Annotated in this window: 21 protein-coding genes and 1 riboswitch; of the genes, 7 read left to right on the top strand and 14 right to left on the bottom strand. The window is 37.3% G+C overall.

All coding sequences use genetic code 11. The features are described from left to right. Positions 1-2: 2 nt before the first annotated feature. Together DT250_RS08300 and DT250_RS08295 are read right to left on the bottom strand one after the other, a co-directional pair. A complete protein-coding gene (locus DT250_RS08300; protein WP_001197599.1) occupies positions 3-218 on the bottom strand; it encodes a DUF2922 domain-containing protein in 216 nt (71 codons plus the stop codon). 93 nt (positions 219-311) lie between these two features. Next, on the bottom strand, positions 312-536 hold the full coding sequence (locus DT250_RS08295; protein ID WP_149212902.1) for a DUF1659 domain-containing protein: 225 nt from the start codon (positions 534-536) through the stop codon (positions 312-314). 110 nt (positions 537-646) lie between these two features. Between DT250_RS08295 and DT250_RS08290 the strand changes: the two genes are divergently transcribed. Next, complete coding sequence (locus DT250_RS08290) at positions 647-1,132, top strand: VanZ family protein (RefSeq protein WP_001080718.1); 486 nt, start codon at positions 647-649, stop codon at positions 1,130-1,132. Positions 1,133-1,156: 24 nt separating this feature from the next. On the opposite strand, the gene DT250_RS08285 is transcribed toward DT250_RS08290, so the two are convergent. The 4 genes from DT250_RS08285 to DT250_RS08270 form a co-directional block, all read right to left on the bottom strand. After that, positions 1,157-3,913, bottom strand: coding sequence for a DEAD/DEAH box helicase (locus DT250_RS08285; protein ID WP_149212901.1), 2,757 nt, complete (start codon positions 3,911-3,913; stop codon positions 1,157-1,159). Then, a complete protein-coding gene (locus DT250_RS08280) occupies positions 3,897-5,516 on the bottom strand; it encodes an SWIM zinc finger family protein (RefSeq protein ID WP_149212900.1) in 1,620 nt (539 codons plus the stop codon). The genes DT250_RS08285 and DT250_RS08280 overlap by 17 nt, the downstream gene beginning before the upstream one ends. Positions 5,517-5,814: 298 nt before the next feature. Beyond that, on the bottom strand, positions 5,815-6,117 hold the full coding sequence (locus DT250_RS08275; protein ID WP_149212899.1) for a DUF3910 family protein: 303 nt from the start codon (positions 6,115-6,117) through the stop codon (positions 5,815-5,817). Between the two features lie 79 nt (positions 6,118-6,196). Beyond that, positions 6,197-7,075, bottom strand: a complete 879-nt coding sequence (locus DT250_RS08270) for a cell wall-binding protein EntA (protein WP_149212898.1) — start codon at positions 7,073-7,075, stop codon at positions 6,197-6,199. 664 nt (positions 7,076-7,739) lie between these two features. Between DT250_RS08270 and opuD the strand changes: the two genes are divergently transcribed. After that, a complete protein-coding gene (gene opuD / locus DT250_RS08260) occupies positions 7,740-9,257 on the top strand; it encodes a glycine betaine transporter OpuD (RefSeq protein ID WP_141555615.1) in 1,518 nt (505 codons plus the stop codon). 282 nt (positions 9,258-9,539) lie between these two features. Further along, positions 9,540-9,674 carry a hypothetical protein gene (locus DT250_RS32195; protein ID WP_000833067.1) on the top strand — a complete coding sequence of 45 codons (135 nt, stop codon included), beginning with the start codon at positions 9,540-9,542 and terminating at the stop codon, positions 9,672-9,674. 193 nt (positions 9,675-9,867) lie between these two features. Here the strand turns inward: DT250_RS32195 and DT250_RS08255 are convergent, their stop codons facing one another. The 6 genes from DT250_RS08255 to DT250_RS08230 all read right to left on the bottom strand — a co-directional run bounded on the left by DT250_RS08255 (position 9,868) and on the right by DT250_RS08230 (position 19,031). Beyond that, complete coding sequence (locus DT250_RS08255) at positions 9,868-11,169, bottom strand: glycosyltransferase family 2 protein (RefSeq protein WP_000988744.1); 1,302 nt, start codon at positions 11,167-11,169, stop codon at positions 9,868-9,870. Then, positions 11,166-11,921, bottom strand: coding sequence for a diguanylate cyclase domain-containing protein (locus DT250_RS08250; RefSeq protein WP_088064825.1), 756 nt, complete (start codon positions 11,919-11,921; stop codon positions 11,166-11,168). The genes DT250_RS08255 and DT250_RS08250 overlap by 4 nt, the downstream gene beginning before the upstream one ends. A 261-nt stretch (positions 11,922-12,182) precedes the next feature. Next, positions 12,183-13,394 (bottom strand): NupC/NupG family nucleoside CNT transporter, encoded by a 1,212-nt coding sequence (locus tag DT250_RS08245; RefSeq protein ID WP_149212897.1) that lies wholly within the window; start codon positions 13,392-13,394, stop codon positions 12,183-12,185. A 346-nt stretch (positions 13,395-13,740) separates the two neighbouring features. Then, positions 13,741-15,498 (bottom strand): C40 family peptidase, encoded by a 1,758-nt coding sequence (locus tag DT250_RS08240; protein WP_149212896.1) that lies wholly within the window; start codon positions 15,496-15,498, stop codon positions 13,741-13,743. A gap of 209 nt (positions 15,499-15,707) precedes the next feature. Then, a complete protein-coding gene (locus DT250_RS08235; protein WP_088064822.1) occupies positions 15,708-16,592 on the bottom strand; it encodes a D-amino-acid transaminase in 885 nt (294 codons plus the stop codon). A 510-nt stretch (positions 16,593-17,102) separates the two neighbouring features. Beyond that, positions 17,103-19,031, bottom strand: coding sequence for an LTA synthase family protein (locus DT250_RS08230; protein ID WP_088608284.1), 1,929 nt, complete (start codon positions 19,029-19,031; stop codon positions 17,103-17,105). Between the two features lie 545 nt (positions 19,032-19,576). Between DT250_RS08230 and DT250_RS08220 the strand changes: the two genes are divergently transcribed. Together DT250_RS08220 and DT250_RS08215 are read left to right on the top strand one after the other, a co-directional pair. Next, entirely contained in the window at positions 19,577-19,942 is a 366-nt protein-coding gene (locus DT250_RS08220; protein WP_000435500.1) for a YkvA family protein, read from the top strand. Between the two features lie 50 nt (positions 19,943-19,992). Then, positions 19,993-20,484 (top strand): metal-binding protein, encoded by a 492-nt coding sequence (locus tag DT250_RS08215; RefSeq protein WP_088608286.1) that lies wholly within the window; start codon positions 19,993-19,995, stop codon positions 20,482-20,484. A 117-nt stretch (positions 20,485-20,601) separates the two neighbouring features. On the opposite strand, the gene DT250_RS08210 is transcribed toward DT250_RS08215, so the two are convergent. Next, positions 20,602-20,919 (bottom strand): magnetosome magnetite crystal formation protein family, encoded by a 318-nt coding sequence (locus tag DT250_RS08210; RefSeq protein ID WP_087983179.1) that lies wholly within the window; start codon positions 20,917-20,919, stop codon positions 20,602-20,604. 284 nt (positions 20,920-21,203) lie between these two features. Here DT250_RS08210 and lldP point away from each other — a divergent pair, with 284 nt between their 5' ends. After that, complete coding sequence (gene lldP / locus DT250_RS08205) at positions 21,204-22,859, top strand: L-lactate permease (protein ID WP_001099351.1); 1,656 nt, start codon at positions 21,204-21,206, stop codon at positions 22,857-22,859. A gap of 71 nt (positions 22,860-22,930) precedes the next feature. Beyond that, a riboswitch (TPP riboswitch) is annotated at positions 22,931-23,046 on the top strand. 112 nt (positions 23,047-23,158) lie between these two features. Further along, positions 23,159-24,919, top strand: a complete 1,761-nt coding sequence (gene thiC, locus DT250_RS08200) for a phosphomethylpyrimidine synthase ThiC (protein WP_149212895.1) — start codon at positions 23,159-23,161, stop codon at positions 24,917-24,919. Between the two features lie 101 nt (positions 24,920-25,020). Here the strand turns inward: thiC and DT250_RS08195 are convergent, their stop codons facing one another. After that, a complete protein-coding gene (locus DT250_RS08195; protein ID WP_088064818.1) occupies positions 25,021-26,379 on the bottom strand; it encodes an arsenic transporter in 1,359 nt (452 codons plus the stop codon). Between the last annotated feature and the right edge of the window lie 159 nt (positions 26,380-26,538).

Here is a 26,538-nt window from a genome sequence, read left to right as displayed (position 1 = left end):
GTTTATAAGTTAATTGGAACTTCAGATACATTCTTTTCCACGAGACGGGCTCCTTTTTTTCTGGTATTTTCATTAATTGATGAAAATACAGATGAGGCAAGGATGGTATCCATTACTTGATTTACGACTTGTGCATCGACGGGTGTGATAGGTTTTTCGATAGAAAAAACAACTGTTTTTCCATCTTCTTTCGCAAAAATTAATTCTAGTACTTGCATACTTTATTTCCTCCTTTTTATTTATCGTGTTATATGCGGGTAGGGCGATTGGTGTACTCAGCGGGGGATGCCCCCACTGAGTAAAGTTTAACCTTATAGGGTAGAAAGATCTGATGTGCTAACAAGTTGTATAGCGTGAAGCGGTGATACTTGTAAAGAAGCAAGAGCACGTGCTACGTTTTGTACTTGCTCTAAGTTTGCGTTTGTTTTAACACGCTTAAATTGTTTTTGCTTAAAAGCTGTTTTTCCGTTCTGATCTAATCCATTGTTTAAGACAAGACGTAAAGTTAAGTCCGTTACGATTGTTTCGACTGCCATGTTTATCACCCCCTTTCACTTTATAAATAGGGTGCAAATGTCATGTTTTGGCGTGAAATTTATTCTTTTTTTTGGTACGCTTAAAAGACTAAGAGAGGGGTTTCGGAAGAATGAATCGTAAATGGTTATTTTGGATTCCTGTTTTACTATGGATGGGGTTGATTTTCTATTCCTCGGCACAACCATATAAAAAGCAGGATATGCGTTCGGATATTGAACAATATGTAAATGTTGAGTTTGTGAAAGAGCATTTCTCGTGGGTATCTATCGATTATGGCGGTGGTACACCTGTTAGCATTGCAAATAAAGGTGTAGGCGGATTTATTGAGTTTTTCCTTCGTAAAGGTGCTCATTTTATGGTGTTCTTTATGCTCGGTTCATTGACGTATTATGCTTTTCATCGATCGGGTTATTCGAGAAAAAGGTGCTTCCTATACGCTCTTCTATTCGTTGCGGGATATGCAACATTTGATGAAATTCATCAATGGACTACGGGAGATCGTACACCGATGTGGCAAGATTCATTACTGGATACATGCGGCGGATTAACAGGAATTATAATAAGCAATTGGTTTTGGAATAGAAAAAGGAGCTAATCTTTTGGGATTAGCTCCTTTTGTTTATACACCAAGTAATTCTTTTAGTTCATCTGTAGATAGTTCGGTCATCCAACTATCGGTTGTAATGACGGCATTGTTTAAGGATTGTTTTCTTTCTAACATTTCATCAATTTTCTCTTCGAGTGTCCCCGTTGTAATAAGTTTATGAACGTGAACGAAGCGTTTTTGACCAATACGATATGCGCGGTCTGTTGCTTGGTTTTCTACAGCTGGGTTCCACCAACGGTCGTAGTGAATGACATGGTTGGCAGCGGTTAAGTTTAATCCAGTTCCACCTGCTTTTAACGATAAGATGAAAATGTCATACGTTCCGTTTTGGAACTGCTCGATCATTTTGTCACGTTCCTTCTTCGGTACACTACCGTTTAAGAAGAGGACGCGCTGACCGAAATGTTCTTCTAACACATTTTTTAGCATGTTCCCCATACCGATGTATTGTGTGAAGATTAAACAACTTTCATTTTGATCTTTTATATTTTCAATTAGTTCCATTAGCGTGCTCGTTTTCATGGAACGTTCGATGATGTCTTTTGGTTCTGTTTCTTTTAAATAAAGAGCAGGATGGTTACAAATTTGTTTAAGTTTGTTCAGCATGAGTAATATAAATCCGCGTCTTTCAATCCCGCTTAATCCTTCTACATTTTGCAATGTATCTTGAACAAGTTGTTCATATAAGGAAGCTTGTTCACCAGTAAGTGGACAGTACGCTTTCTGTTCTTGTTTATCAGGCAAGTTTAATGCGACGGTTTGATCTTTCTTTGTACGACGCAGTAAAAACGGCGAGATAAAACGTTGAACTTGTTGGATTTTTCCTTCGTCACGGTCCTTTTCAATCGGTGAGACGAATCGGCGCTGGAATTGTCCTAAGCTGCCGAGATATCCATGATTAATGAAGTCAAAAATAGACCAAAGCTCGGCAAGTCGGTTTTCCATCGGTGTACCGGTTAAAGCAATTTTGTGATTTGCTGGCAAGTTTCGTACTGCTTTCGACTGTTTCGTATGTGGGTTTTTAATATTTTGTGCTTCATCCAAAATAACAGCATCCCAGCATAACGTACTAAGTTCTTCTTCATCAAGCTGAGCTAATGCATAAGATGTTAATACAACATCTGCTGATTGAAGGAAGTCTTTAAATGATTCGCCTTTCGCTCGGTTACTTCCATAATGTAACTGAACACGTAAATTTGGTGCGAAACGCTCAAATTCTTTTTGCCAATTTCCAAGAACAGATGTCGGTGCCACGATTAAAGCAGGGCCTGTTTGGAGATTGTTCTCTTTAATATATAGTAAGTAAGTGATCGTTTGAATGCTTTTTCCAAGTCCCATGTCGTCAGCTAATAATGCTCCAAATCCAAGCTTTCTTAAATATAATAACCACTCAATGCCATGTTGTTGATACGGACGGAGTGTTGCGTTTAGTGCAGAAGGGACATCTACTTTTGGAATATCTCCAATGTGCAATAGTTTTTGGAATAGCTCTTCATAATATCCATCCAGTTCGATTTCAATATCGGTAAACGGACTATCTTCTTCTACAATTTCTGTTTCAGCAGTGTTTGATAAATGTTGCTGAAGGACATCTTTCATTTCTAGTCCATATTTATCGGCACGGCTCATAAGCTTTCGTACTTCTTCAATAAAGGCTGGATCCAGTCTCATCCATTGACCATTTATATTGAATAACCGTTTGTTTTGTTCAACGAGTTCGAAAAATTCGCTTTCGGATAAATCAATGCCGTTCGTTGAAATGCGCCAGTCAAAGTTAACGAGTGTATTCATGCCGAAGAAAGATTGCGTTTGCGTAGCATTTTGCTTCAGTTGCACACGTAATTTTGGTTTTGTCGCTTTTAAATTTTGCCACCAGGATGGCAGTAAAATCGTAATACCTGCAGCGAGTAATTCGTTACTTGCTTCTGTTAAGAAGTTCCACGCTTCTGTTTCAAAGAGTTCACTTCGGAATGTATCCCCTTCTTTTAACCACGGTACGAGCTTACTGAATCCTTCTTGTGTTTCAAGAATACGTTCTTCATAATCGTGCCATCGTTTTGGCAAAGAATCGATACTTTCATATACATATATGCGATGTGCCCCGCGCTTTGGTGTAACAATTGTCTCAAGCTTCCACATTTCAAATTCTTCTTGCGGCTCTTGTAGCCGTAGTCCGATTGTAAACGGAAGGTCATCTTCAATGTAACCAATTTTTCGAAGCCAATCTTCTTCATGTAGTGCTGCATCCAATTGTCTTTTCGTAAAGTCGTAATGTTCATAAAGTCTCTTGGCATCTTCCCATCCATCGTTTGAACGGTTATCTTGTAATATGCTTTCATTTACCGCGGCCGAGAAAAGAGATACCAATGTGTCATCTTCGATTGGGGTATTTTGCACTTTCCAAGATGGTTGTTGAGACCAACGCTCCATATCAGGTACGAAGCTACCGCTTGTGAAGGCATCCCATAATTCGTTCGCATCTTTCGTAAGTGCTGTAATAGGGCCATTCATTTGAATATGGGCAAAGGAGTTCATCGGTTTATTAGCGATGTATTCAAATGCTTGTGCGTTTGTTAGCATAACACCTTGTTTTCCTTCAAAGGTCGCTTCTTTTAGAAACGTGCCGTAGAAGGAAGTGGAGTGCCATGTAAATGCATTTCGTTTCCAACTTGTTACGGATAATGGAGTACCGCTGTCATTTTCTCCCCAAAGGAACCAACCTTGACTAACGTGCTGGAGCCTAATTGTTACTTCAGTTTGATTGATCATCGATTAATTTTCCTTTCCGTAATTCCTCTTGTAGTGCACGCAGACGTGAATGTAGGTTTGCGATGTGAATAATGAAAGCATCCCATTCATCAGTGCGCTTTAATCGTTTATATAATGTACGTAATTTCTTTAAGTAACGAACTGCACGTCTATATGATTTGCGGTTTCGCTCTTCAATGGCCTCGGTAGCAGCAAGGTGATAAAGAGGAAGGGCTGCTTCTGGTGCTTCCTTTTCAATATCCTTCAGCGGCTCTTTCAAAAGTTCAATTGCTTCAAACCCATGTAAGAGCTGAAGTTCTGCCCATGTACGATATTGCTTTTTCGCGAGTACGTATTGCTCATAGTTTGCGAAACTATATGGTAGTAGCTCTTGCAAAATCATTTCGAGTCCGGCTTGTTCATTTGTATGGGTTGCATACGTTTCATACATGATGACAAATAAGCGAACGATATCTTTTATGAAAATCGTATTTTCGTGCTCATGTATCGTTTTCTTCACTTGTTTATACGTAAAGGAAAGCCAGTTTTTCACACGATCCCACTGCATTGTATTTAATAGCTCTTCTAACCAATAGAAGTACAGACTTACAACAGAAGCAGGCTGTTTTTTTAGTAAGTCCATTGCTAATAGGTCTTCGTCATTTAAAAAGAGTAGGTGAGAAGATGCTAATGCTTTGGAAAGTGGATTGATTTTCGTATCTATGCGCTTTTCTTCTTCTTGCAGTTTCTCTTTATTGTGTAAGAGTTCACTCCATATGTGACGATAAATAAAAAATCTTTCTTGCGTATAGGCATCGGTGGAGAAGAATACTTCGTGAACGAGACGAGCTGTTTCTTGCAAAATTGCTTCAGACTCTGAAGGAATCGCTTCTGATTGTAAGTCCCGAACGATGGATTCCACTTTATCTACAAATAAGCGAACGACGTTAACAGGCTGGTGATAAGAATACGTTTTATTTGCTTCGAAGTCCTGAATTTCTTCTAATAATTTTTGAAAGCAATAAAGCGCTGCGTGTAGCCTGAACAACTCATGTATCGCAACGATACGCGGAGCTTTCCGCTCGAGTTTCGTATAGAAGTCTGTAAAAATACTCATAAGAAAATACATTTGTTTATAAGTAAGCCGAGCTTGTTCTTTTTTAAATGATTCATATTCGTTGTCAAAATACGATTGCCAACTTTTATAATCCGTTTCTTCAAACGCTGATGATTGCAATACTTGTCTTGCAGTTCGAATAGGAGGAAGGGAAGGTTTCGTATTATTTTTAAATAAAGTTAATACATCTCCTACTTGCCCGAAACTAGATGCTGCAGATAGTAAAACAGCGAGCATATGCTCACATTGCGTTGGTGCAAAGCAATCGCAATAGCTTTCAGCGACGTTACGAATCGGGATATGGACGCTATATACGCTGCCTGCAGCATCTACAGTTCCTGATAGCGTATAACCATCAAAGTCAACATTGTAGACAACACCACTACGATATAGGTGCCGAGCTGTAGCGACATGTTCCTGATCAGCTGTTTGCTGTGGATCTAGTCCTTGAACGAACTCATTCGCAATCATCATAATTTCATCTTTCGTAATTGAGTGTTGCAGCATAATATTCCTCCGTACACATATTTCTTTCCCTTACCATTATAAACAAAAAATGCTCAAAACAGAAAAAATGAAATCTGGATTATTATATTGTAACTGTGAATGGAGATGGAAAGGTGTTTTTCAATATTTTTGAACGGCATCTTTTTTGTAGTTTAATTCTCTTGTCAATCTTTATCTGTAAATCGATATTTCGTGTCGAACCGTTAATATATTTTTCTCTATTCGCGTTTACGAAGGGAAAATAAAAAGGATATCACTTAGCCGAAAAAATCCGACGAGGTGATATCCTTTTTTACAATTATGAGCGCGTTTCCTTTAATATCGCTTGCACATATGGATCATGTAATATTTGTTCTATAATTGGTAACATGTTTTGTTCGAATGGAATATCGATAGGAAATGGCTTTTGTGAGCCGGGTTTGATTCCATATTGGACAATTTTGTAATGTGTATTTTCTTCAGAGCTGAGCACAATTAATTTATATCGATTGTCATCGCCAGCGAGTGAAAAGTCAATGGAAGTAGCGTCGTATGTTACTTCATCTTTATATATATACGGTTTTGGTGTACCGATCCAGTCTACTTTTGCTTGTACATTCATGAACATAACCTCCTTATAGCTATTATAAAAAAATAAAAGCCAGCTCTCAACAAAGAGAACCGGCTTTAGCAGTCATTGGTTATTTTAAAATTTTCACTTTAACAGTTTTGCGTCCCCATTTTTGAGCAGCGCTATCTGATCCAAGTAGGATGTCGATACGGTTACCTTTAATTGCACCGCCAGTATCTCCAGCGATAGCTTCTCCGTAACCTTCAACCCATACTTTAGATCCTAATGGAATTACTTTCGGGTCAACAGCGATCATTTTCATGTTTGGGTTCGCTGTTAAGTCATGACCCATTGCAGTTAATACACGGCCACCGTATGTGCCACCGTTTTCGCTCGGATGAGCTGTATATGCTGTAGCTACAACTGTTAACTCACGACCACCAGAAGGTGTGCTAGTTTCAGCAGCTTTCACAGCAGGCTTAGCAGCAGGTTTTGCTTGTGCTGCAGGTGCTTGCGCTTTAGCTGGTGCTACAGTTTTAGCAGGAGCAGGTTGTTCTTGTTTCTCGATAACAGGTGCTGTACCTGTTAAGAAAGGAACGTGAACATAAGCTGTTTTCCCGTTATATTCAAATTGTAACCACTCATTTTGTACTTGGTTCGTTGTTTCGATCATATCGTCTTTCTTTAGCGTTCCAAGAACTTCTGAGTTTGTGTTCGCTTCAGCACGTACGTTTAATACGTTAGCTGTTACGTAGTAGATGCTTTTTGTAAACTCTGTACTTACGAATGCGTCTTTACCATCTAAAGTGATTTTTGACCATCCGTTCTCTGTATTTTGAACATCTATTTTATTCCCGTTTAGTAATTTACTGACAACTTTTGATTCCGTAGTAGGGTTTTCGCGTACATTTAGTACGTCTGTTGTTACAACAGTTTCTGCATTAGCAGATGATGTGAAAATCCCAAGACCAAAAACTGCTGCTGTTGCTATTCCAATTAATTTTTTCATGATAGCCTCCATTGCGTTTGTTTTCGTGTCCTCATTATAGCAACAGATTTTTTCGGATTTCGGGAAAACACACAATTACAAACCATTCGTAATCAGTCGTTAACATCCTGTAATATAACAAAAAATATAGGAAAGCGTTTTTCATTCTATGTAATTAGTAGGTTTCTACTTATATTCAAAATATTTAATACAACATATATTTTTCGGTGTAAATAAAAATATTACAGGAGTGTTACATGATGTTTACTAAACGATTACATTCCTTGAGTATTTTACCGTTTTATGGGTAATATAGTTATATAAACATAAACATTTCGTTTGTGAAACTATAAACACGTGCTATATACTAGCAAAAAAACCGCATAATTGTTACAAACAGAAAGGGTTGCAAGGAAGAAAAATGCCCTTTTTTAAATCTGTAACACATCCTTTTTTGGGAAAACACATTCCCATCCGCATTTTTCTCGCACAATTTGACAGCAGTATTTCGATCTTATAGCTCTCGCAGAGTAAAAAGATTATACGGAAGGTAAGGCTGTCCATAAGAATTCTAGTTGGTGAAGGTGAAAGTAAGAAAATCACCGTAAAATTATAGTTTTCTATCCGATTTTACATATCGGAATTTATGTTATTTACAAAAGTGAAACCTACGAAGGGGGATTTGATGAGGAAACTGACAAAAACATTCATCGTATCATTAACATTATGTATTGCATTTACAATTTGGGGGATTATTCCCGAATCTATTATTGGAAAAGGTAGCTTAGGAAATGTAACAACCGCAATTCAAACTGCATTAGTTAGTAAGTTTGGATGGTTCTATATTATTTCTGTTTCTATTATATTAGGTGTGTCTATCTTTTTAATTGTTTCGAAATACGGTTCTATTCGTTTAGGTAAAGATGATGATGAACCTGATTATAGTTATATGACATGGTTTGCTATGCTATTTAGCGCTGGTATGGGTATCGGTTTAGTTTTCTGGGGCGTTGCGGAACCATTAAACCATTTGTACGCACCTCCGTTTGGAGAAGGTGCAACTGAGGAAAGTGCGCGCCTTGCATTACGTTTTTCATTTTTCCATTGGGGATTACATCCGTGGGGACTATATGCATTTGTAGCGCTGTGTATTGCTTACTTTACTTTTAGAAAAGGAAAAGCAAGTACGATTAGTGCGACAGTAGGTCCGTTATTCAAAGGCGGGGAACATGGACGTATTGCTCATTCATTTGATGTGTTAGCTGTTTTCGCAACTGTGTTTGGTGTCGCAACATCATTAGGTCTTGGTGCGAAACAAATTGCTGGTGGTGTTAGTTATTTAACATCTATCCCGAATTCATTGCCGACACAGTTAGTTATTATTGCAATCGTAACCGTGTTATTTATGTTATCTGCACAAACAGGTCTTGATAAAGGAATTAAATATTTAAGTAATGCGAATATTATTTTGGCGTTTGCACTTATGATTATTGTATTATTTGCAGGTCCAACAAACTTTATTATGAATTACTTCACTTCAACAATTGGTTCTTATATTCAGGAATTGCCAAGTATGAGCTTCCGTTTAAGTCCATTAGATGAAGGCGGAAATCAATGGATTCAGTCATGGACAATTTTCTATTGGGCATGGTGGATTGCATGGTCACCATTCGTAGGTACGTTTATTGCACGTGTTTCACGAGGACGTACCATTCGTGAGTTTGTTATCGGTGTGTTACTCGTACCGACCGTAATTGGTGCACTTTGGTTCTCTGTTTTCGGCGGGACTGGTATTCATATGGAGCTGTTTGGTGATGCTCATATCTTCGACAAAGTGAAAGAGATGGGAACAGAAGTAGGGTTATTCGCTATGTTCGATCAGATGGGAAGCTTTGGATCAGCTTTATCGGTATTAGGTATTCTACTTATTGCAACATTCTTTATTACATCTGCAGACTCTGCGACATTCGTTTTAGGGATGTTAACGACACATGGGAGTTTAAATCCACCAAACCGCATTAAAATGGTTTGGGGTATCGTTTTAGCATCGATAGCTTCTACCTTATTATATATTGGTGGATTAGAAGCACTGCAAACGGCAGCTATTATTGCGGCATTCCCATTCGTCTTCGTTATTTTCTTTATGATGGCAGCATTATTTAAAGAGTTACAAAAAGAGGGGCGTATGAAGCGTCATAAATAATAGAAGGAAAAAGAGCTGATTATATATCAGCTCTTTTTTATATAGAAGGAATTTTAACTGCAAGTCAGGGAAATAAAATGCTTTACTATGTAAGTAGTATGCCTTTTATGTGAAGATAAATCGATGAATTTCGACAATGTTCGATATCTTGCGGATTCTATTTGTATTTTTGACAAAAAATTGTCGGAAATGTGTTGTCACGTTTATGTATATGTGCTATATTATTTCCTGTAAGCGATTTCAAATAGTTTTAAAGCGCATTCAAGGGGGACATCTAGAATAATGAAACGTTACGAAAGAAAGTGGAAGCATATTTGTTTGAAACGTGTGGCACATCGTAGTGTCCAAGAAAGCACGGAACCTAAGACTGAAACGCGCAAAGAACAGCAAGAGAAGCAATTGGTTCTACAAAAATAGCAATCACTTTTTCGTATATAAATGAAGGTCAATCGTTCGTTGGGGGATGGACGTGAAATTACTTTCAGCTAAGGGGTATTGTCTGATATATATAATTTATACGGCAATAAATCAGCACAGAGCATACGGCGCTCTGTGCTGATTTTTATTTACAAAATAAAAATCAGTGGGAGTTCTCCCACTGATTAAAGTTTTACTTTTCTTTTTTGAATCGAACTGTTTTATCCCAGCCAATGACTTGTTTCTTGCTCTTTGCACGTAAGTATAAAATTAAGCTGCGAATGAATAAGTACGTAAAGAGCTGTGCGTACGTAAAGTACATAATAACACTAATAAAAATATTAGTTGGTGTAAAGGTTCGTTCCACACTCTGGGCACTAAATAATTGAGAAACATATGTAATATATGCGACATACCACATAAATAGTAGCGGAATGCTATATTGAATTTGGAATATCCCGAGTAACCCAATTACAAACCAAACGTTCGAAATGATTAAGAATAGCCAAAATACAACATACACTAAAACTTGTTGTAAGGAATGGACGAGAAGTTTTCCTTTAAAGAAACTTAAGGAAGAAAACATTTTTTCTAAAATGTACAAGTTCCCTTGGAGCCAACGTGTACGCTGCTTAATAAGGATTTTTAAATGCTCAGGTTCTTGTTCCCATGTAATCGATTCTGGAACGATCGGTAAGAGATAGCCTTTTTGTGTAATTCGTAATGTTAATTCAGCGTCTTCTGCAATTGCATACGGGTCATAGCCGCCAAGTTCTTCTAATGCAGAGCGACGAAGAAGCATATTTGTTCCTGTTAGTGAACCTGTTTGGAATAGTAACCAGCGTCCTGATTGCATAAGGAGCTGGAAGATTTGAAATTCTAATGAAATCATTCGTGTTAGCCAGTTTCTGTTTTCATTTACAGTACGAACGTGACCAACAGCTCCAACAGCATCCTCGGTTGTTTCAGCGTGTTCTACAAGCATTCGCAGTGCATGTGGTTCAGGCTGGTTATCTGCATCATAAACACAGAAGTATTCACCATCTGAAATACTAAGACCATAGTTTAATACACGCGATTTCCCTTTTGGTTCACCCGCTGGAACACGAATGTGACGAATATGAGCATAAGCTTTATCAAAATCGTCACCAATTTCAGGTGTCTCATCTTGAGAGTTATCGTTTAATAAATAAACAGTTAGTTTACCTGGATATTCAATCTTTGCCATCGCCTCTAAAGTATCTTTAATAACGACCCCTTCATTGTGGGCTGGTATTAAAATGTCGACGCTTGGATAATGTTCTAGCGTACGATCTTTTCGTTTACTATTGCGGTGAACTAAACCTGCGAGTGTTAAGAAAGAATAGTAAACAAGTAAGGCAGAGAATAGAAAGGCTGTAAAGATAAGTATATACTTAATTGAAAATGTGATACTAATCCAAAAAACGAGTACGCAAAACAGAAGGAATAAAAGCAGTATAACGAGTGTCATCATAATAACGTCTTTCCTTTGTTCCCAATTTGTTCGCGTGAAATTTGTATATCTTGGATCGCTTCAGCAGCAAGCCATTGCTCCATTTTTGGCTTTAGACGGCTCATTACAATGTCAGCACCGGCTTCATTTGTGTTTTGTAATAAAATAACTAGCTTATTATTATCGTATTCAGCAGCAAGATCAAAGTCATCTCTTATCGTTTCAACTAATAATGAAGCTACACGGTTCATAACACTTTCCTTCGTATATTTACTAAAGGAATTGAAATCAAAGTAAATAATAATACCTGTTTCGTTACGACGATTCATTGCAGTGATTAATAATGCTTGTCGTCTTTCGAATTCTTGTCTTGTTAATAATTTTGATTCTCCAATGTATTGTTCTAACGTTCTCACACGTTTGGTTAATTCTTGATTTTCATGAATAACCTTCTTTAATAAATGAGTTGAGATATATACGATGAAGAAGTTTGCTGCCATTAGGAAGTGAGTAATAATGTATTCCCATTGTTCCGATGTACTCCATAAGTAAAGCCATGCTTGGTAGAACAGATAGAATACCGAAGTAATGGTTCCTAATATAAAAAGAACAAATGCGGTTTTATCAGTCAATAATAGAAATAGTACATTAACAATTACATATATAATTGTAAAAATGAGAGCATGTTCATATTGCGTTACATGTACAGTTGTAAAATAAAATAAAATTTGTAAAATCCACATAGAGAGGACTTTATAGAAGTTATTTTTCACAAAACTTTCCTCCTTAAAGGTAATTCATGCAAGGATACTTGTAGTATGCACAATTATTAAGAAATAGACCGGATGACTAGGTTATTTTGGAGAGCAACAACAAGTAGTATCTCTCTTTTGTAAGAAAAAATAAACAGACTTACTAATTATTGTATCATAATGTTCTTATATTTAAGCATAAAGTATTTAATATATACCAAAAAAAATATACAACATATAATAAAAAGCCCCCTCTTTAGAAAGAGGAGACTTTGCATCATTTTATAGGAACATCATACCTGCAACTGCTGCATTTAAGAAGTTTGCTAATGTACCAGCGATAACTGCTTTAATCCCTAACTGTGCAATTTGTTTACGGCGAGTAGGAGCTAATGTTCCTGTTACACCTAATTGAATTGCGATAGAAGAGAAGTTTGCGAATCCACAGATTGCGAATGTTAAAATTAAGTTTGTTTTTGCAGAGAACTCTGCCATGTGTGGTCCTAAGTTTGCGTATGCAACGAATTCGTTGATTGCAAGTTTTTGACCGATAAAGCTTGCTGCTTGTATAGCTTCACCAGGAGAAACCCCGATTAAGATTGCAAATGGTGATAGTAAGTAACCGAAGATTAAATCAAGGCTAAGTTTAATATGGAACAGAGAGCCAATTAATCCTAACAGACCATTTAATAAAGCGATTAATGCGATGAAAGCCATTAACATTGCTGCTACGTTAATAACAAGTTGCATACCTTCAGATGCACCACGTGCCGCTGCGTCAATAACGTTTGCATCTTCACGTTCTGTAGAAAGTTCAACGTTATTATCTACTTTTTCTGTTTCTGGCATAATTAGTTTCGCAATTAATAAACTTGATGGAGCTGCCATAATTGCTGCTGCTAATAAGTGTTCTAACGGAATACCCATTGCTGCATAGCCGACAAGAACTGATCCGGCAACGGCTGTCATACCGCTTACCATAATAGTGAAGAATTCACTATTTGTTAAACGTGCTAAGTAAGGTTTGATTAAGATTGGAGCTTCAGTTTGTCCTAAAAATACGGTTGTTACTGAGTTTAAACTTTCTGCTTTAGAAGTTCCAAGAAGTTTACTTAATGCACCACCAACGACACTAACAAATTTCTGCATAATACCGAAATGATATAAGATTGCTACTAATGAACTAATAAATACGATTGGAAGTAGTGCTTGAATGAAGAAAACAAATCCCCAAGGGCCTTTTGCGTTGACTAAATCCCCAGCAACGAACTTAATTCCCTCGTAAGAAAAATTAATTAATCCTTGAACGCCATCTGCAGCGTATTTTAAACCTGCTTTTCCGGCATCCCATCGTAATACGATAAATGAAAATGACATTTGTAATGCTAGCGCGATTAAAATTGTGCGCCAATTAATAGCTTTGCGGTTGGAAGATAGTAAGAAAGCAATTGCTAATACTCCAATCACGCCGCCAATTCCCCATAAAAGATTCATGCAGTGTATGCTCCTTCCTCATAGTAAAAAAAGTGTATAAACCAGTTGTCTATACGTTTACGAATATAACATCTTAAGTAACTTATCATAATGGACATCGGAGGTCAAACGTCTAACGAAAAGTTTAAATAAAAAGAAAATTCTTTAAAAAAACACATATAAAATGATTAGACATGAAATAGGTTATGTTTTTTATGTAAAAATATACATTATGATAACGTTATGGAGTGTTTTTGTAGAATATAGTGTATGAAATAGGGAAATAGATACATTATTTTTTCGGGGATATAGGTGACATATATTAAAAAGAGCCTTCTAGTAATCTAGAAGGCTCTAAAAATATAACTTAAGGTGCTTTTGTGTATCCTAAGAAATGGCTCTTCCAATAAGAGTTACTTAATGAAGCGATTGCTACACCTTTATCTCCGGCTTGGATAAATGATCCGCCCCCAAGGTAAATACCCATATGAGAAGGACCTGCTTTATAAGTATCTTTGAAATAAATTAAGTCACCTGGTTGTGGATTTGAAGTTTGTGGTAGGCTACCCCAATATCCTGCAACACTTTGACGACTAATGTTATGACCAAATTTCTTAAATACGTGGTAGATGTAACCACTGCAGTCAACACCAGTAGCAGAAGTACCACCCCAAACGTATGGTACGCCTTGCATTCCTTTTGCATATGCAAGTATGGAAGAACTATCACCACTATTATTGCCTGTATTATTGTTATTGTTTTGATTGTTATTTTGGTTGTTGTTAGGCTTATTATCTACTGCGCCACCAACTGGTGTTTTAGAAAGGTAACGTGTTCCGATGTAACCAGTTTGACCGTTGTAGTTAATTTTGCTCCATCCAGAGTTTTCAGAGATTACTTGAACCTTCTGTCCTTGTGGAAGTGCCCCTATGATTCTATAATTTGTACCTTCGCCGCTACGTACGTTTAGTGCAGAAGCATTAATGTAGTAGTCACCAATTGCACCTTGATCAGGTTGTTTTGGTTGTTCAGGCTGTTTCGGTTGTTCAGGAGTAGCAGAGCCACCTTTAACGAATTTTACAAACTCGCTACTAACGAAGCCTGTTTTTCCTTGATAGTTTACTTTAAACCAACCGTTTTCAGATCCAACTACGTTTAATGTAGTACCATTTAATACGCCACCAATTACACTATGGTAAGCGGCAGGGCCTGTACGAACGCGTAGAGATGTTGCGTTAACAACGTAAGTACCGCCAGTTTGAACAGTTACATTATTGTTTTGTTCTTGTTTGTTATCTTGGTTGTTTCCTTGTGTAACGTTGTCGTTAGAACCGCCTTTTGTTACGTAGTCTTTGCTTACGTAAGCAGTTTGTCCTGCATAATTGATTTTGAACCAATCTTGAACTTCTCCAACAACTTGTACAACTTGTCCTTTTGTAACAGAAGCTACAGTTGTATGAGAAGTGCTAGGACCTGTACGAACACGAAGGGAAGATACATTTACTGTATAGTTTCCGCTTGCTGGTTTTACAGATTCTTGGTTGTTATTATTTGTATTGTTGTTTGAAGAACCTGCATTAGAAGAAACGCCAGATACGAATTCGCTACTTACATAACCTACTTGTCCATTATGGTTGATTTTCACCCAACCATTTTCTTGGCCGACAACGTTTAACGTTTGTCCTGCATATACACGGCCAGAAACAGAACTAGAAGTGTTAGGAGCTGTACGCACACGTAATACATCGGCAGTAACTTTATTGTTCCCACCTGTTGTACTTACATTAGAATTGCTTGCTCCATTTTTTGATACAAATTCGCCACTAACAAAGCCTGTTTTTCCATTAATGTTAATTTTGAACCAACCATTTTCTTCGCCAATCACATTTAATGATTGACCGTTATAAACACGCGAGATGATGTCGTGAGAAGTACTTGATCCTGCACGAACATGTAATACGCTAGTGTTTACCGTATAAGATGAGCTGTTTGATGCGGAAGCTTGGACAGTTTGTGTAGCAGCTTTTTGTGTATTTTGTTCAGGGGCAGCTTGAACACTATCAAGTGTAGGTGCTGCTCCTCCTGCTACAGACACTGCCGCAAGACCGGCAAGGTATTTTTTCATAATTTGTCGATTCCTTTCTGTCTGTAATGTAGTGAAGAAATATTTACCAACTGTTAAAAATTCTAAAGAGCATGTCGATTACTGTCAAGACTTATGCGGGAATCTGAATATGACAAAAAGATTACAAGAAAAAATCAAGGCATAAATTATACCTTGATTTCCATTTAAATACATATATTGAATGTAGAAAGGTTAGAAATTATTCGTGTTTAAGAAGATGACATATTGGATTGTAACAAGCTTTGAGAAAAGGATCTTTGCAACATTTTTGTGATAGGGCCAACTTGACCATCTTGGATGGCAGTTCCATCAAGGTGAGTCATCGGCAAAATTTCAATCGTCGTTCCTGTAAAGAAACATTCATCCGCTTGATAAACATCGCGAATGCTAAACAGTTCTTCTTTTACTGGAATGCGAAGGGTTTTCGCTAAAGAAAGGACATACTGACGAATGATGCCATTTAAAATAAGGTGATTGGCTGGATGTGTGTAGAGAGTTCCGTTTTTTATGAGAAAGAAATTAGAACAGCTTCCCTCAGTTACAGTACCATTTCGTACGAAAAGAGCCTCTTTACAACCTTTACGTTCAGCTTTCGTAGCGGCTAATACATTGGGTAATAAATTTAATGATTTAATATCACAGCGTAGCCAGCGGGTATCTGGTTCTGATATAGCACGTACACCATATTCAATCCATAACGCGGGCCTTTCTTTCTTCGTAATATAGGCATAGATTGTCGGCGGGACGTCATATGAGAATGTGTGGGTACGAGCTTGTACACCACGAGATACTTGTAAATAAATCGTTCCATCTTCGTAGAAATTATTATTTTCAATTAGTTTGTAAAGTAGGATAATAAGTTCTGCTTTTGAGAAAGGGAGTGATAATTCTATTTCTTCCATGGAGCGATATAATCTTGTGATATGCGGATCTAATAAGTGAAAGTTCCCTTTATATAGGCGAATAACTTCGTAGACACCATCTCCAAACTGCAAGCCTCTTTCTTCAAGTTCTATGTACGCGCGATGTTTTGTTGTATCAATAACTGCATCATTCCATAGTACAAATTTTTCGTATGCCAATTTCTGTCCCATCCTTTCATAAGTGCATAAGTAAAGTGAAGCTTTCATTCATTTGGAATAAAAATCACTATAGTAATTTTTATGTGAGTACTTCTTTACATATGACGTATATGTATTTGTAAATGGTAGAGAAGTAGTAGTGATTTACAGCATTTTGTATATACAAATTCGAAAATGAGAAATAAGAATCCTGCTTTTGAATAAAAAAAAGCAACATTCTTATGGAATGCTGCACAAGGAGGGTAGCTATCTTTCATAGGGACATCGTCTTATTGAATGTTTTGTGTATGGAAACAAAACATATTGAAAGACAATTATAAGAAAGTAGAAATAAACGATTCATATATTTCTTTAAGGGATCTTATTACAGATGAGAGATAAGAAATATATAGAACCTTGCTTGCATATTTTATTATAGAGATGTTTCGTTAATCCTATGTGAATATTTGGTAAAGGTTGTGTAATGTTAAAGTTAATGAATATAAGTGATTGTATGGAGAAATATAAAAAAAGAGGCTGAGATTACTCAGCGCTCTTCTTTTCTTCTTTAATAGCTGTCTTTACTTCACCGGTTTTGGTCTTATTACTTTCAGAGAAGCGAAGTAAGTCACCTTCAATGATTTTGTCAGACATGTTCAATTCATTTTGGGCACGATCAATGAGTGGTTGAGATTCTTCTTTTGGTAATTGTACAACTTCGCTAGTAGTACGGTCGTAGAATGTACTGTTCGTGTACATGTACTTATCTGTAACGAAGCTACCGTCACGAAGAACAACGAATCCTTTATTTTCTGGTGAGAATACATCATGACCGAATTGAACTTGATTCGTAGAATCTACACCAAGTAAGTTTAGAATTGTTGGTTTAATGTCAATTTCACCAGTTGGTTTTGAAATTGTTTTACCTTCTTTTTGACCTGGAACGTGAATAAACATCGGTGTTTTTTGTAAGTTCATATGGTCAAATGCAGTGATTTCTTCTTTTCCTAAGAACTGTGCCATTGCACGGTTATGGTTTTCAGAAATACCGTAGTGATCACCGTAGAATACGATAACTGAGTTGTCGTAAATACCTTCTGCTTTTAGACGTTCAATAAAGTGTTTCATTGCTTCGTCTAAATAGCGAGCAGTTACCATGTAACGGTCAAATACGCCATCACCAGAATTGTATTCATCGATTAATTTCGTGCTGTCATCATAAGTGAATGGGTAATGGTTTGTTAAAGTAAGGAAGCGAGTATAGAACGGTTGCTTCACTTCTTTTAACATATCGATAGATTGATCGAAGTATTCGATATCTTTTAATCCCCAATTTAATTTCGTTTCTGGCGTAATCTTGTAGTCAAGCTCGTTGTAGTAACGATCATAACCAAGTGCCGGATACATAATGTTACGGTTCCAGAATGTTGCGTTGTTCGCGTGGAATACTGATGTATGGTATCCTTGCTCACGTAAAATTTCTGGAGTTGCTGTATATTCGTTATTACCGTGTGTGAAGAATACAGCACCACGGTCTAGTGGATACATTGAAGTATCTACTAAGAATTCAGCATCAGATGTTTTTCCTTGCCCAGTTTGATGGAAGAAGTTATCAAAGTAATAACTTTCTTTCGTAAATTGGTTTAAGAATGGTGTAACTTCTTGTCCGTTAACTGTTGCACCAATTAAGAATGTTTGTAATGACTCAAGAGAGACAACAATTACGTTTTTCCCTTTTGCCGTACCAAACATATTTGGATCTGGTTTGCTTTGCGTTGTTTTTACGTAGTTCTCTGTTTCCTGTAATTTACTACCGTCAGCAAAAGCTTTTTGTGAACTTGATTTTGCTTGTAAGCCAAGATCATACACTTGGTGTACATATAAACCTAAGTTTTTAACAAGCATAACGCGGTCGAATGAACGTGTTAATAGTTCAGGACGCTCAGCTTCTGCAAGTCCTAAGTTTGCGAAGAAAATAGCAACTGTTGACACGAAGTATAGGGAACGCATTGGGCGTGCTACACGTTCTGTCGGTGCAAAATTCTTCATCTTCTTCAATAAAATGAAGAATACAATAATATCAGCAAATGCAAGGATAATTTTGTAGTTAAACAATTCTTTCACACTAGAACCTAAACTTCCAAAGTTAGATGTTTGTCCTAGTACTGGTAAAGTAACGAAGTCATTGTAGAATCCGTAGAACATTACGTTACCAACAAGAACGATTGTTAAAACAAAATTAATTCCAAGTGCTATATAGTTACGTTTTTTCCCTTTTGCAAATAATGCAAGACCAACAAGCAGTAATGATGCTGCTAATGGGCTAAGGAATAAAATGAATTCTTGCATGAAAGATTCAAGTTTTAAATCAAAGCTTGTGCGTGTAATAAGGTACGTCTTCAGCCATAAAGCTAAAGCTACGAATACAGTGAAACGCACATTTTGAAATTGTGATTTCAAGGTTTCTTTCATTCATTTCCACCCTTTCTCTATCAGGCTTGGTCGATTTTGGAGCGAAAAATGCTAAAATAAAAAATACATAGTTTTCTTGGCCATAATTAGAGGTTCTATATTCACCCATATACGACTATAACTATGCATACCCTTTTGGTTTCTTGTGCTGCTCATAAGCATAACGTCATTTCTGTATTATACAACAAAATTCATTTCTGAGAAACACTATAACATTTTACATTTTTTGTATGAGATTTGTCACTACCAGAGAAAACTTTAACATTCGTTTATATGTCCGTCAACTAGAAAATATAACAAAGGTAGAGCAGAATGTTCAGTGAAAGTGAAAATTTTCTTGTTGAGAAATAAGAAATGACAATGGGTGAGTGGTTATCTAGAAACCTATTATATGAAGGGAAGTATGTAAAAATTAACGAACACTTGTTCTTTTTTAGTTTGTTTGTTACAATGAAAGTTCATTGATAGATTATGTGTAATTTTGATGAACTTTTACTGATAACATATTGTAGCTTATTTCTTTAAAAAAATAGGGAGGCTTTTACATGGAACAAAAATTTTCAGTTGAAGCGTTTTGGAAGAAAGCAAAACATGTTGCAAAGCAAGCGGGACAGTCGGTCATTTATGCAAGTTTATTATTGTTTTATGTTTTGCAAAGACCTGATGTTCCAAAGCGAGTGAAAATTATTGTGATTGGAGCACTTGCTTATTTTATTGCACCAATTGATGCCATCCCAGATTTCATTGCTGGAGTTGGTTATACAGATGATTTAGGGGCGTTAATGGCTGCTCTATTACAAGCGTCGTTATACGTCAATGAAGAGGTGAAAGATAAGGCACGAGTGAAGTTGGCAGAATGGTTTGGTTCGGATATAGACACATCCTTTATCGATCAGAAATTAGATCAATAGGTGAGAACTGTCATATGGTGACAGGGCGAACATAAGCGAGGAAGTGCATTATGCCATCAGGAAGAACGCATACGAAAATAAACTTAATATCCCTTCCGGTTGTTTTGTTTATGCTCTTTTCGTATGGATTAACAAACTTGGATTTTTTATTAACTTTTGCAATTGGCTTTTTAGTAGGTACTTCATTTTTAACGCCGGATTTAGATACATATAGTAATGCGTATAATAAATGGGGGTTCCTACGTATATTTTGGTATCCGTATAAGAAGGTCATGCCGCATCGATCCTTCTTTACACATACAATTATACTTGGTGATGTGATTCGTATTGCATACATGTTAATTGTGTTTTCTCCGTTTTTATTCCTATTAAATGTAATCGCGCTTGATGGGAATTTAATAGAAATTGCGAAGGAACATGAGGTTGAAATTGTAACGTTCGTAATGGGAATTATTGTAGCAAGTACGCTTCACATTATAGCGGATAAAGTGAATACGCGCCGCAAAAAAATGATGAGAAAAAAGAAGAAACGCAGAAGATAAAAAAACCGTCCCAAAAGGTATTTTGGGACGGTTTTTTCTTATTAAAAGATTGTCGTATCGCCGATGAAATTTCATTTATTATGATGCGTACTGTTTTAATCAAACGTTTGTTTAAACTTAAGCTTTCAGCACTTTAATACCTTTTACGATGTTCCAAATGAAGTAGTATAAGCTAATAATGCCGCAAATACATAAGACAATCATTGCTCCAATGCCAAGTGTTACGTCTGGTTGATTCGATCCGATACCCATAATTCCTAGAATAATAAATCCAATAAATGACGCGATGCTTGGAATGATGTGTGTCCATAGAGCTCGTTTTGCGTGCGGTTTCGTTTCAGAATCGCCCACAATCCACACAATGATAGGGAATAAGATAGGGGCAAATAATACACTAAAGTATGATAAAGCTGCTAATATTTTGTTTCCGTTCATATATATCACCTCATAAATAATATCCGTTTTTATACCTTTATTATGCAGGAAATGTAGCGAGCTTCCTATCGATGAACATTACAAGAACGTGACGTTTTTGTAAGATTCTTATGATAAATAATAAAATTTTCAAAAAAATCTTTTTTAATGGAAATTGTTGTGATAAAATTAATGAAAACGTTTTCTTTGGCGTTTTTTTATTTTAGACTTAAAGGTATGATGACCTGATAGTCTATTGATGAGGTTATTCTATTTAAAAGGGGATTCTTTAGGGGGAGAGAACAATGAACACATGGACACAAGTTTATGATCCGTTCGGAAACATTTGGATTTCGGCAGCGGTCGCACTTATTCCGATTATCTTTTTTTTCTTAGCTTTAGCAGTTTTCCGCATGAAGGGGTATGTGGCAGGATTAATTACAGTTGTACTTACAATTTTAGTTGCGTTATTCGCTTATAAGATGCCGTTCACGATGGCGATGGCAGCGACGGGATATGGTTTCTTATACGGACTATGGCCAATTGCTTGGATTATCATTATGTCGGTATTTTTATATAAAATATCTGTGAAAACAGGTCAATTCGATGTGATTCGTGCATCTGTATTATCCATTACGAATGACCATCGTTTACTCGTTATTTTAATCGGTTTTTCATTTGGAGCATTTTTGGAAGGGGCAGCAGGATTTGGTGCACCAGTAGCGATTACCGCAGCGCTTCTTGCAGGTCTTGGGTTAAATCCTTTATATGCAGCGGGTCTGTGTTTAATCGCAAATACGGCACCAGTAGCGTTCGGAGCGATGGGAATTCCGATTACAGTTGCTGGACAAGTAACAGGTATTGATCCACATAAAATTGGACAAATGGCTGGGCATCAATTACCGTTCTTATCATTATTTGTTCCGTTCTTTATCGTATTTTTAATGGATGGATTTAAAGGAGTAAGACAAACATGGCCGGCTCTATTTGTAGCAGGTAGCTCATTTGCAATTACGCAGTTCATTACAGCGACGTTCTTAGGGCCAGAACTTCCGGATATTACGTCAGCACTTGTAAGTTTAGTGAGTCTATCGCTATTCTTAAAAGTTTGGCAGCCGAAAGAAATCTATCAGTCTAAAGAAGCAAATAGTGAGGTAGCAGCAACGGCGATATCTATGCCGAAACTAACGGTAGGAAAAGTAGTAAAAGCATGGTCTCCATTCATTATTTTAACTGTGATGGTAGTCATTTGGAGCCAAAGTTTCTTTAAAGCGTTATTTGCTCCAGGCGGTGCTTTGGAAAGCCTTGTGTTTAAGTTTGAAGTTCCAGGCTTACACAATTTAGTAATGAAAGCAGAGCCAATTGTAAATAAACCGACACCTTATGAAGCAATCTTGAAATTAGATATTTTATCAGCGACGGGAACAGCAATTTTAATTGCTTGTATCATTTCTATCTTTATTTTGAAAATGAGTGCAAAAGATGCAGTAGTAACATTTAAAGAAACGTTAAATGAGCTTAAGATGCCAATTCTATCTATCGGATTCGTATTAGGATTCGCGTTTATCGCAAACTATTCTGGTCTATCTTCTACATTAGCATTAGCACTTGCAGGAACTGGCGGACTATTCCCGTTCTTCTCACCATTCCTAGGCTGGATCGGTGTATTTTTAACAGGATCCGATACGTCAGCGAATGCACTGTTCTCGAATTTACAAGCGATTACAGCGCAGCAAGTCGGTGTATCTGAAGTACTTCTCGTTGCAGCAAATACAACGGGCGGTGTAACAGGAAAAATGATTTCTCCGCAATCGATTGCAATTGCTTGTGCGGCAGTTGGACTTGCTGGAAAAGAATCAGATTTATTCCGCTTTACAGTGAAGCATAGTTTATTCTTCGTAATTATTGTTGGTATTATGACGTATGTACAGGCATATTATTTAACGTGGATGATTCCATAAACAACAAAAGAAATAAACTTTGCATTTTTCAGATTATCGTGTATGATGGGAAAGTATTGAAAATTAAATCAGTGATAAACTAGGGGTGCCTAACGTATGCGTAGGCTGAGAGAGAAGCGTGTGAACTTCTTAACCCTTTGGACCTGATCTGGCTCGTACCAGCGTAGGGAAGTTAACGGCTTTACATAATGATGTCTTTATGAGCCAGGTCCTTATTTTTTTATGGACCTGGCTCTTTTTATTTTGGCATACGCTGGCCATATCTTGTCCTTGTCACGTACAGGGGGGCAACAAAGGTTATGAAACAGTCTGTTTCAGCTGAGCAAATTGAATTGAAATCGAGTTTACCAGGAAGTAAGAAAGTGTATGTGGATGGACCACGCGCGGGTATGAAAGTGCCGATGCGCGAGATTGAACAAAGCGAAACGAACGGTATTCCGAATCCGCCAATTCGTGTATATGATACGAGCGGTCCTTATACAGATCCTGCGTATAAAGTGGAACTGGAAAAGGGGTTGCAGGCGCCGCGCCATTCTTGGATCCTGGAGCGCGGAGATGTAGAAGCATACGAAGGGCGCGAAGTAAAACCAGAGGATGACGGTGTGAAAGTGGCTTTGAAACATACGCCTGTTTTCCCGCAAATGGATCGTCAGCCGCTTAGAGCAAAGCATGGTGCAAATGTTACGCAAATGCATTATGCACGTAAGGGTATCATTACGTCTGAGATGGAATATGTTGCGATTCGTGAAGGAGTAGAGCCTGAGTTTGTTCGTAAGGAAATCGCGGAAGGTCGTGCCATTTTACCAGCGAATATTAACCATCCGGAAGCAGAACCGATGATTATCGGCCGTAACTTTCACGTGAAGGTCAATGCAAATATCGGAAACTCTGCTGTATCTTCTTCAATTGCAGAAGAAGTAGAGAAGATGACGTGGGCAACGCGTTGGGGTGCGGATACGATTATGGATTTATCTACAGGTAAAAATATTCATACGACGCGTGAGTGGATTATTCGTAACGCGCCTGTACCAGTTGGAACTGTACCGATTTATCAAGCGCTGGAAAAAGTAAATGGAATTGCAGAAGATTTAACGTGGGAAGTGTATCGTGATACGTTAATTGAGCAGGCGGAGCAAGGTGTGGATTACTTTACGATTCACGCGGGCGTATTACTTCGTTACATTCCGATTACTGCAAAGCGTACGACAGGTATCGTTTCACGTGGTGGTTCAATTATGGCACAGTGGTGTTTATTCCATCATAAAGAAAACTTCTTATACACTCATTTTGAAGAGATATGTGAAATTATGAAGCAGTACGACGTTTCGTTCTCTCTTGGAGATGGATTACGTCCAGGTTCGATTGCAGATGCAAATGACGAAGCACAGTTTTCTGAGCTTGAAACACTTGGTGAATTAACGAAGATTGCTTGGAAACATGATGTGCAAGTGATGATTGAAGGACCTGGGCATGTACCGATGCATTTAATTAAAGAGAATATGGAGAAAGAGCTTGATATTTGTCAGGGCGCGCCGTTCTATACACTTGGGCCGTTAACGACAGATATTGCACCAGGTTATGACCATATTACATCGGCAATTGGAGCGGCGATGATTGGCTGGTTTGGCACGGCGATGCTTTGTTATGTAACACCGAAAGAACATTTAGGTTTACCGAATAAAGATGATGTTCGCACGGGGGTTATTACGTACAAAATTGCTGCACATGCAGCTGATCTTGCGAAAGGGCACAAAACGGCTCATCGGCGTGATGATGCACTTTCAAAAGCTCGCTTTGAATTCCGTTGGCGCGATCAATTTAATTTATCTTTAGACCCTGAACGTGCGATGGAATATCACGATGAAACATTGCCAGCAGAAGGCGCGAAAATGGCTCATTTCTGTTCAATGTGTGGACCGAAGTTTTGTAGTATGAGAATTTCACATGATATTCGTGAATATGCGAAAGACAATGATTTAGAAACGACAGAAGCAATTGAAAAAGGGATGAAAGAGAAAGCGAAAGAATTTAAAGACACTGGTAGTCATTTATACCAATAACACGTTACACCTCTTTACTTGATTGATCACACGGTAGTACCTAACTTAAATATAGAAGAAGCCCCCTTTGCTAAGACGGTAGCAAAGGGGGCTTCTATTTTCTATAAGGCGAAGAATAATTGTACCCAGTAGTATAAGAGGAATAATGTGACGGCTGTTGTGAGTGGGATTACGATGAGAGATACGCTTAAATAATCTTTCCATTTCACTTTAATTTTATTTTGTCTTAGGATATACATCCAAATGAGGGAAGCTAGCGTACCAATTGGTAATAATAGTGAACCGATGTCACTACCAATGATATTTGCGAGATAGATAGTTTTTAATGTGACTGGATCTAGGCCCATTTCTGTTAATGTAATGGTACCAATCATAAGTGCAGGGTGATTATTAAAGACGTTAGAGAGGATAGATACAAGTCCGCCCATTGCAAAGCTAGCATAGAGTAGATGTTGACTTACAACTGGTTCAAGCCAATTTACAAGCGCCGTTGTTAATCCTGCGTTGTGAAGCCCGTAAATAATTACATACATAGAGAAAGCGAAAATTAAAATGTGCCACGGTGTCTTTTTCAAAATATCGACTGGGTTTGTTCGTAAGTAGTACCATCTCCAGATGAGAAGAACGAGTGAACCGAGTACAGCAACAATTTCGATTGGAATCGATAAGAAGGATGCAACGAATAGAAGACAGCGCATAAGAAAGACGAAACCTAATACTTTTAACATAAATTTTGTACGTTTTTGTTTCGTATTAACAGATTTTGTTCCTTTAAGTGGATGGAAGTTTTTTGTGAAGAAAATCTCTTCAATGTCATAAGAAGAAACAGGTAATTTTTTAGGAAGCTTTTTCTTTAACACTGTATACATGAGCCATGACATAAATAATAAACCTAGTGTTGCAGGTACAAACATCATAGCAGTATGCATGTAAAGAGTCATATTAACGATATTTAATGCGATTAAGTTTACGATATTACTTACACCAATTGGTGCACTAGATGCAGTAGCGATTAAAGCACCACTTAATAAATAAGGAATTTGTTGATGTGGTTTTAATTGAAGGTTTTTTAGAAGAAGAATTAAAATTGGAGTTGTAATTAAAATACTACCGTCGTTATTAAATAAAAGAGTCATAAGAAAACATAATAATTGAATATACCAGTATAGACGGCGACCAGATCCTTTTGCTAAATTTGCAAGTTTCGCTGCGGACCAGTGGAAGAAGCCGAAGCTTTCTAATATAACCGCCATAACGATGGTCGCTAATATTGTTATAGAGGCACCGCCAATTTTACTAATAATATCTATGACGTCTGGTCTTGATACAAGTCCAGTAATCAAGATAATGCCAGCGCCAATTGCTGCCGGCCAAGCCTCATTTAAGCCACGGGGTCGCCAAAAGATAACAATCATCGTTAAGAAGAATACAATAATAGTAATCCATATTTCAATGCTCATATTTTGCCTACCTTTCTATTTTCCCTTGAACAAATGTAGCTTGTCTCAAGTTTGTATTGATAGTATATTCAACAAAAAATAGGAAGAACTAGGCATATAATGGAATAAAGTGAATATGTGTTTTTCAAGCGAAAGGACAAGTGTCACGAATAGTGAAAT

Source organism: Bacillus sp. AR2-1 (genome assembly GCF_008368755.1).
GTDB lineage: Bacteria > Bacillota > Bacilli > Bacillales > Bacillaceae_G > Bacillus_A > Bacillus_A wiedmannii.
The sequence above is the reverse complement of the archived record's forward strand: the minus strand, read 5'-3'. Positions and strand labels throughout refer to the sequence as shown.

Bases quoted from the DNA above. Each gene is read 5' to 3' on its own strand.
- thiC (WP_149212895.1), top strand. From the start codon at position 23,159: ATGAAACAGTCTGTTTCAGCTGAGCAAATTGAATTGAAATCGAGTTTA.
- DT250_RS08220 (WP_000435500.1), top strand. From the start codon at position 19,577: ATGGAACAAAAATTTTCAGTTGAAGCGTTTTGGAAGAAAGCAAAACAT.
- DT250_RS08285 (WP_149212901.1), bottom strand. From the start codon at position 3,913: ATGATCAATCAAACTGAAGTAACAATTAGGCTCCAGCACGTTAGTCAA.
- DT250_RS08255 (WP_000988744.1), bottom strand. From the start codon at position 11,169: ATGATGACACTCGTTATACTGCTTTTATTCCTTCTGTTTTGCGTACTC.
- DT250_RS08290 (WP_001080718.1), top strand. From the start codon at position 647: ATGAATCGTAAATGGTTATTTTGGATTCCTGTTTTACTATGGATGGGG.
- DT250_RS08275 (WP_149212899.1), bottom strand. From the start codon at position 6,117: ATGAATGTACAAGCAAAAGTAGACTGGATCGGTACACCAAAACCGTAT.
- DT250_RS08230 (WP_088608284.1), bottom strand. From the start codon at position 19,031: ATGAAAGAAACCTTGAAATCACAATTTCAAAATGTGCGTTTCACTGTA.
- DT250_RS08300 (WP_001197599.1), bottom strand. From the start codon at position 218: ATGCAAGTACTAGAATTAATTTTTGCGAAAGAAGATGGAAAAACAGTT.
- DT250_RS08280 (WP_149212900.1), bottom strand. From the start codon at position 5,516: ATGCTGCAACACTCAATTACGAAAGATGAAATTATGATGATTGCGAAT.
- DT250_RS08195 (WP_088064818.1), bottom strand. From the start codon at position 26,379: ATGAGCATTGAAATATGGATTACTATTATTGTATTCTTCTTAACGATG.
- DT250_RS08270 (WP_149212898.1), bottom strand. From the start codon at position 7,075: ATGAAAAAATTAATTGGAATAGCAACAGCAGCAGTTTTTGGTCTTGGG.
- DT250_RS08245 (WP_149212897.1), bottom strand. From the start codon at position 13,394: ATGAATCTTTTATGGGGAATTGGCGGCGTGATTGGAGTATTAGCAATT.
- DT250_RS08215 (WP_088608286.1), top strand. From the start codon at position 19,993: ATGCCATCAGGAAGAACGCATACGAAAATAAACTTAATATCCCTTCCG.
- DT250_RS08240 (WP_149212896.1), bottom strand. From the start codon at position 15,498: ATGAAAAAATACCTTGCCGGTCTTGCGGCAGTGTCTGTAGCAGGAGGA.
- lldP (WP_001099351.1), top strand. From the start codon at position 21,204: ATGAACACATGGACACAAGTTTATGATCCGTTCGGAAACATTTGGATT.
- DT250_RS08235 (WP_088064822.1), bottom strand. From the start codon at position 16,592: ATGGGACAGAAATTGGCATACGAAAAATTTGTACTATGGAATGATGCA.
- DT250_RS32195 (WP_000833067.1), top strand. From the start codon at position 9,540: ATGAAACGTTACGAAAGAAAGTGGAAGCATATTTGTTTGAAACGTGTG.
- DT250_RS08295 (WP_149212902.1), bottom strand. From the start codon at position 536: ATGGCAGTCGAAACAATCGTAACGGACTTAACTTTACGTCTTGTCTTA.
- DT250_RS08210 (WP_087983179.1), bottom strand. From the start codon at position 20,919: ATGAACGGAAACAAAATATTAGCAGCTTTATCATACTTTAGTGTATTA.
- opuD (WP_141555615.1), top strand. From the start codon at position 7,740: ATGAGGAAACTGACAAAAACATTCATCGTATCATTAACATTATGTATT.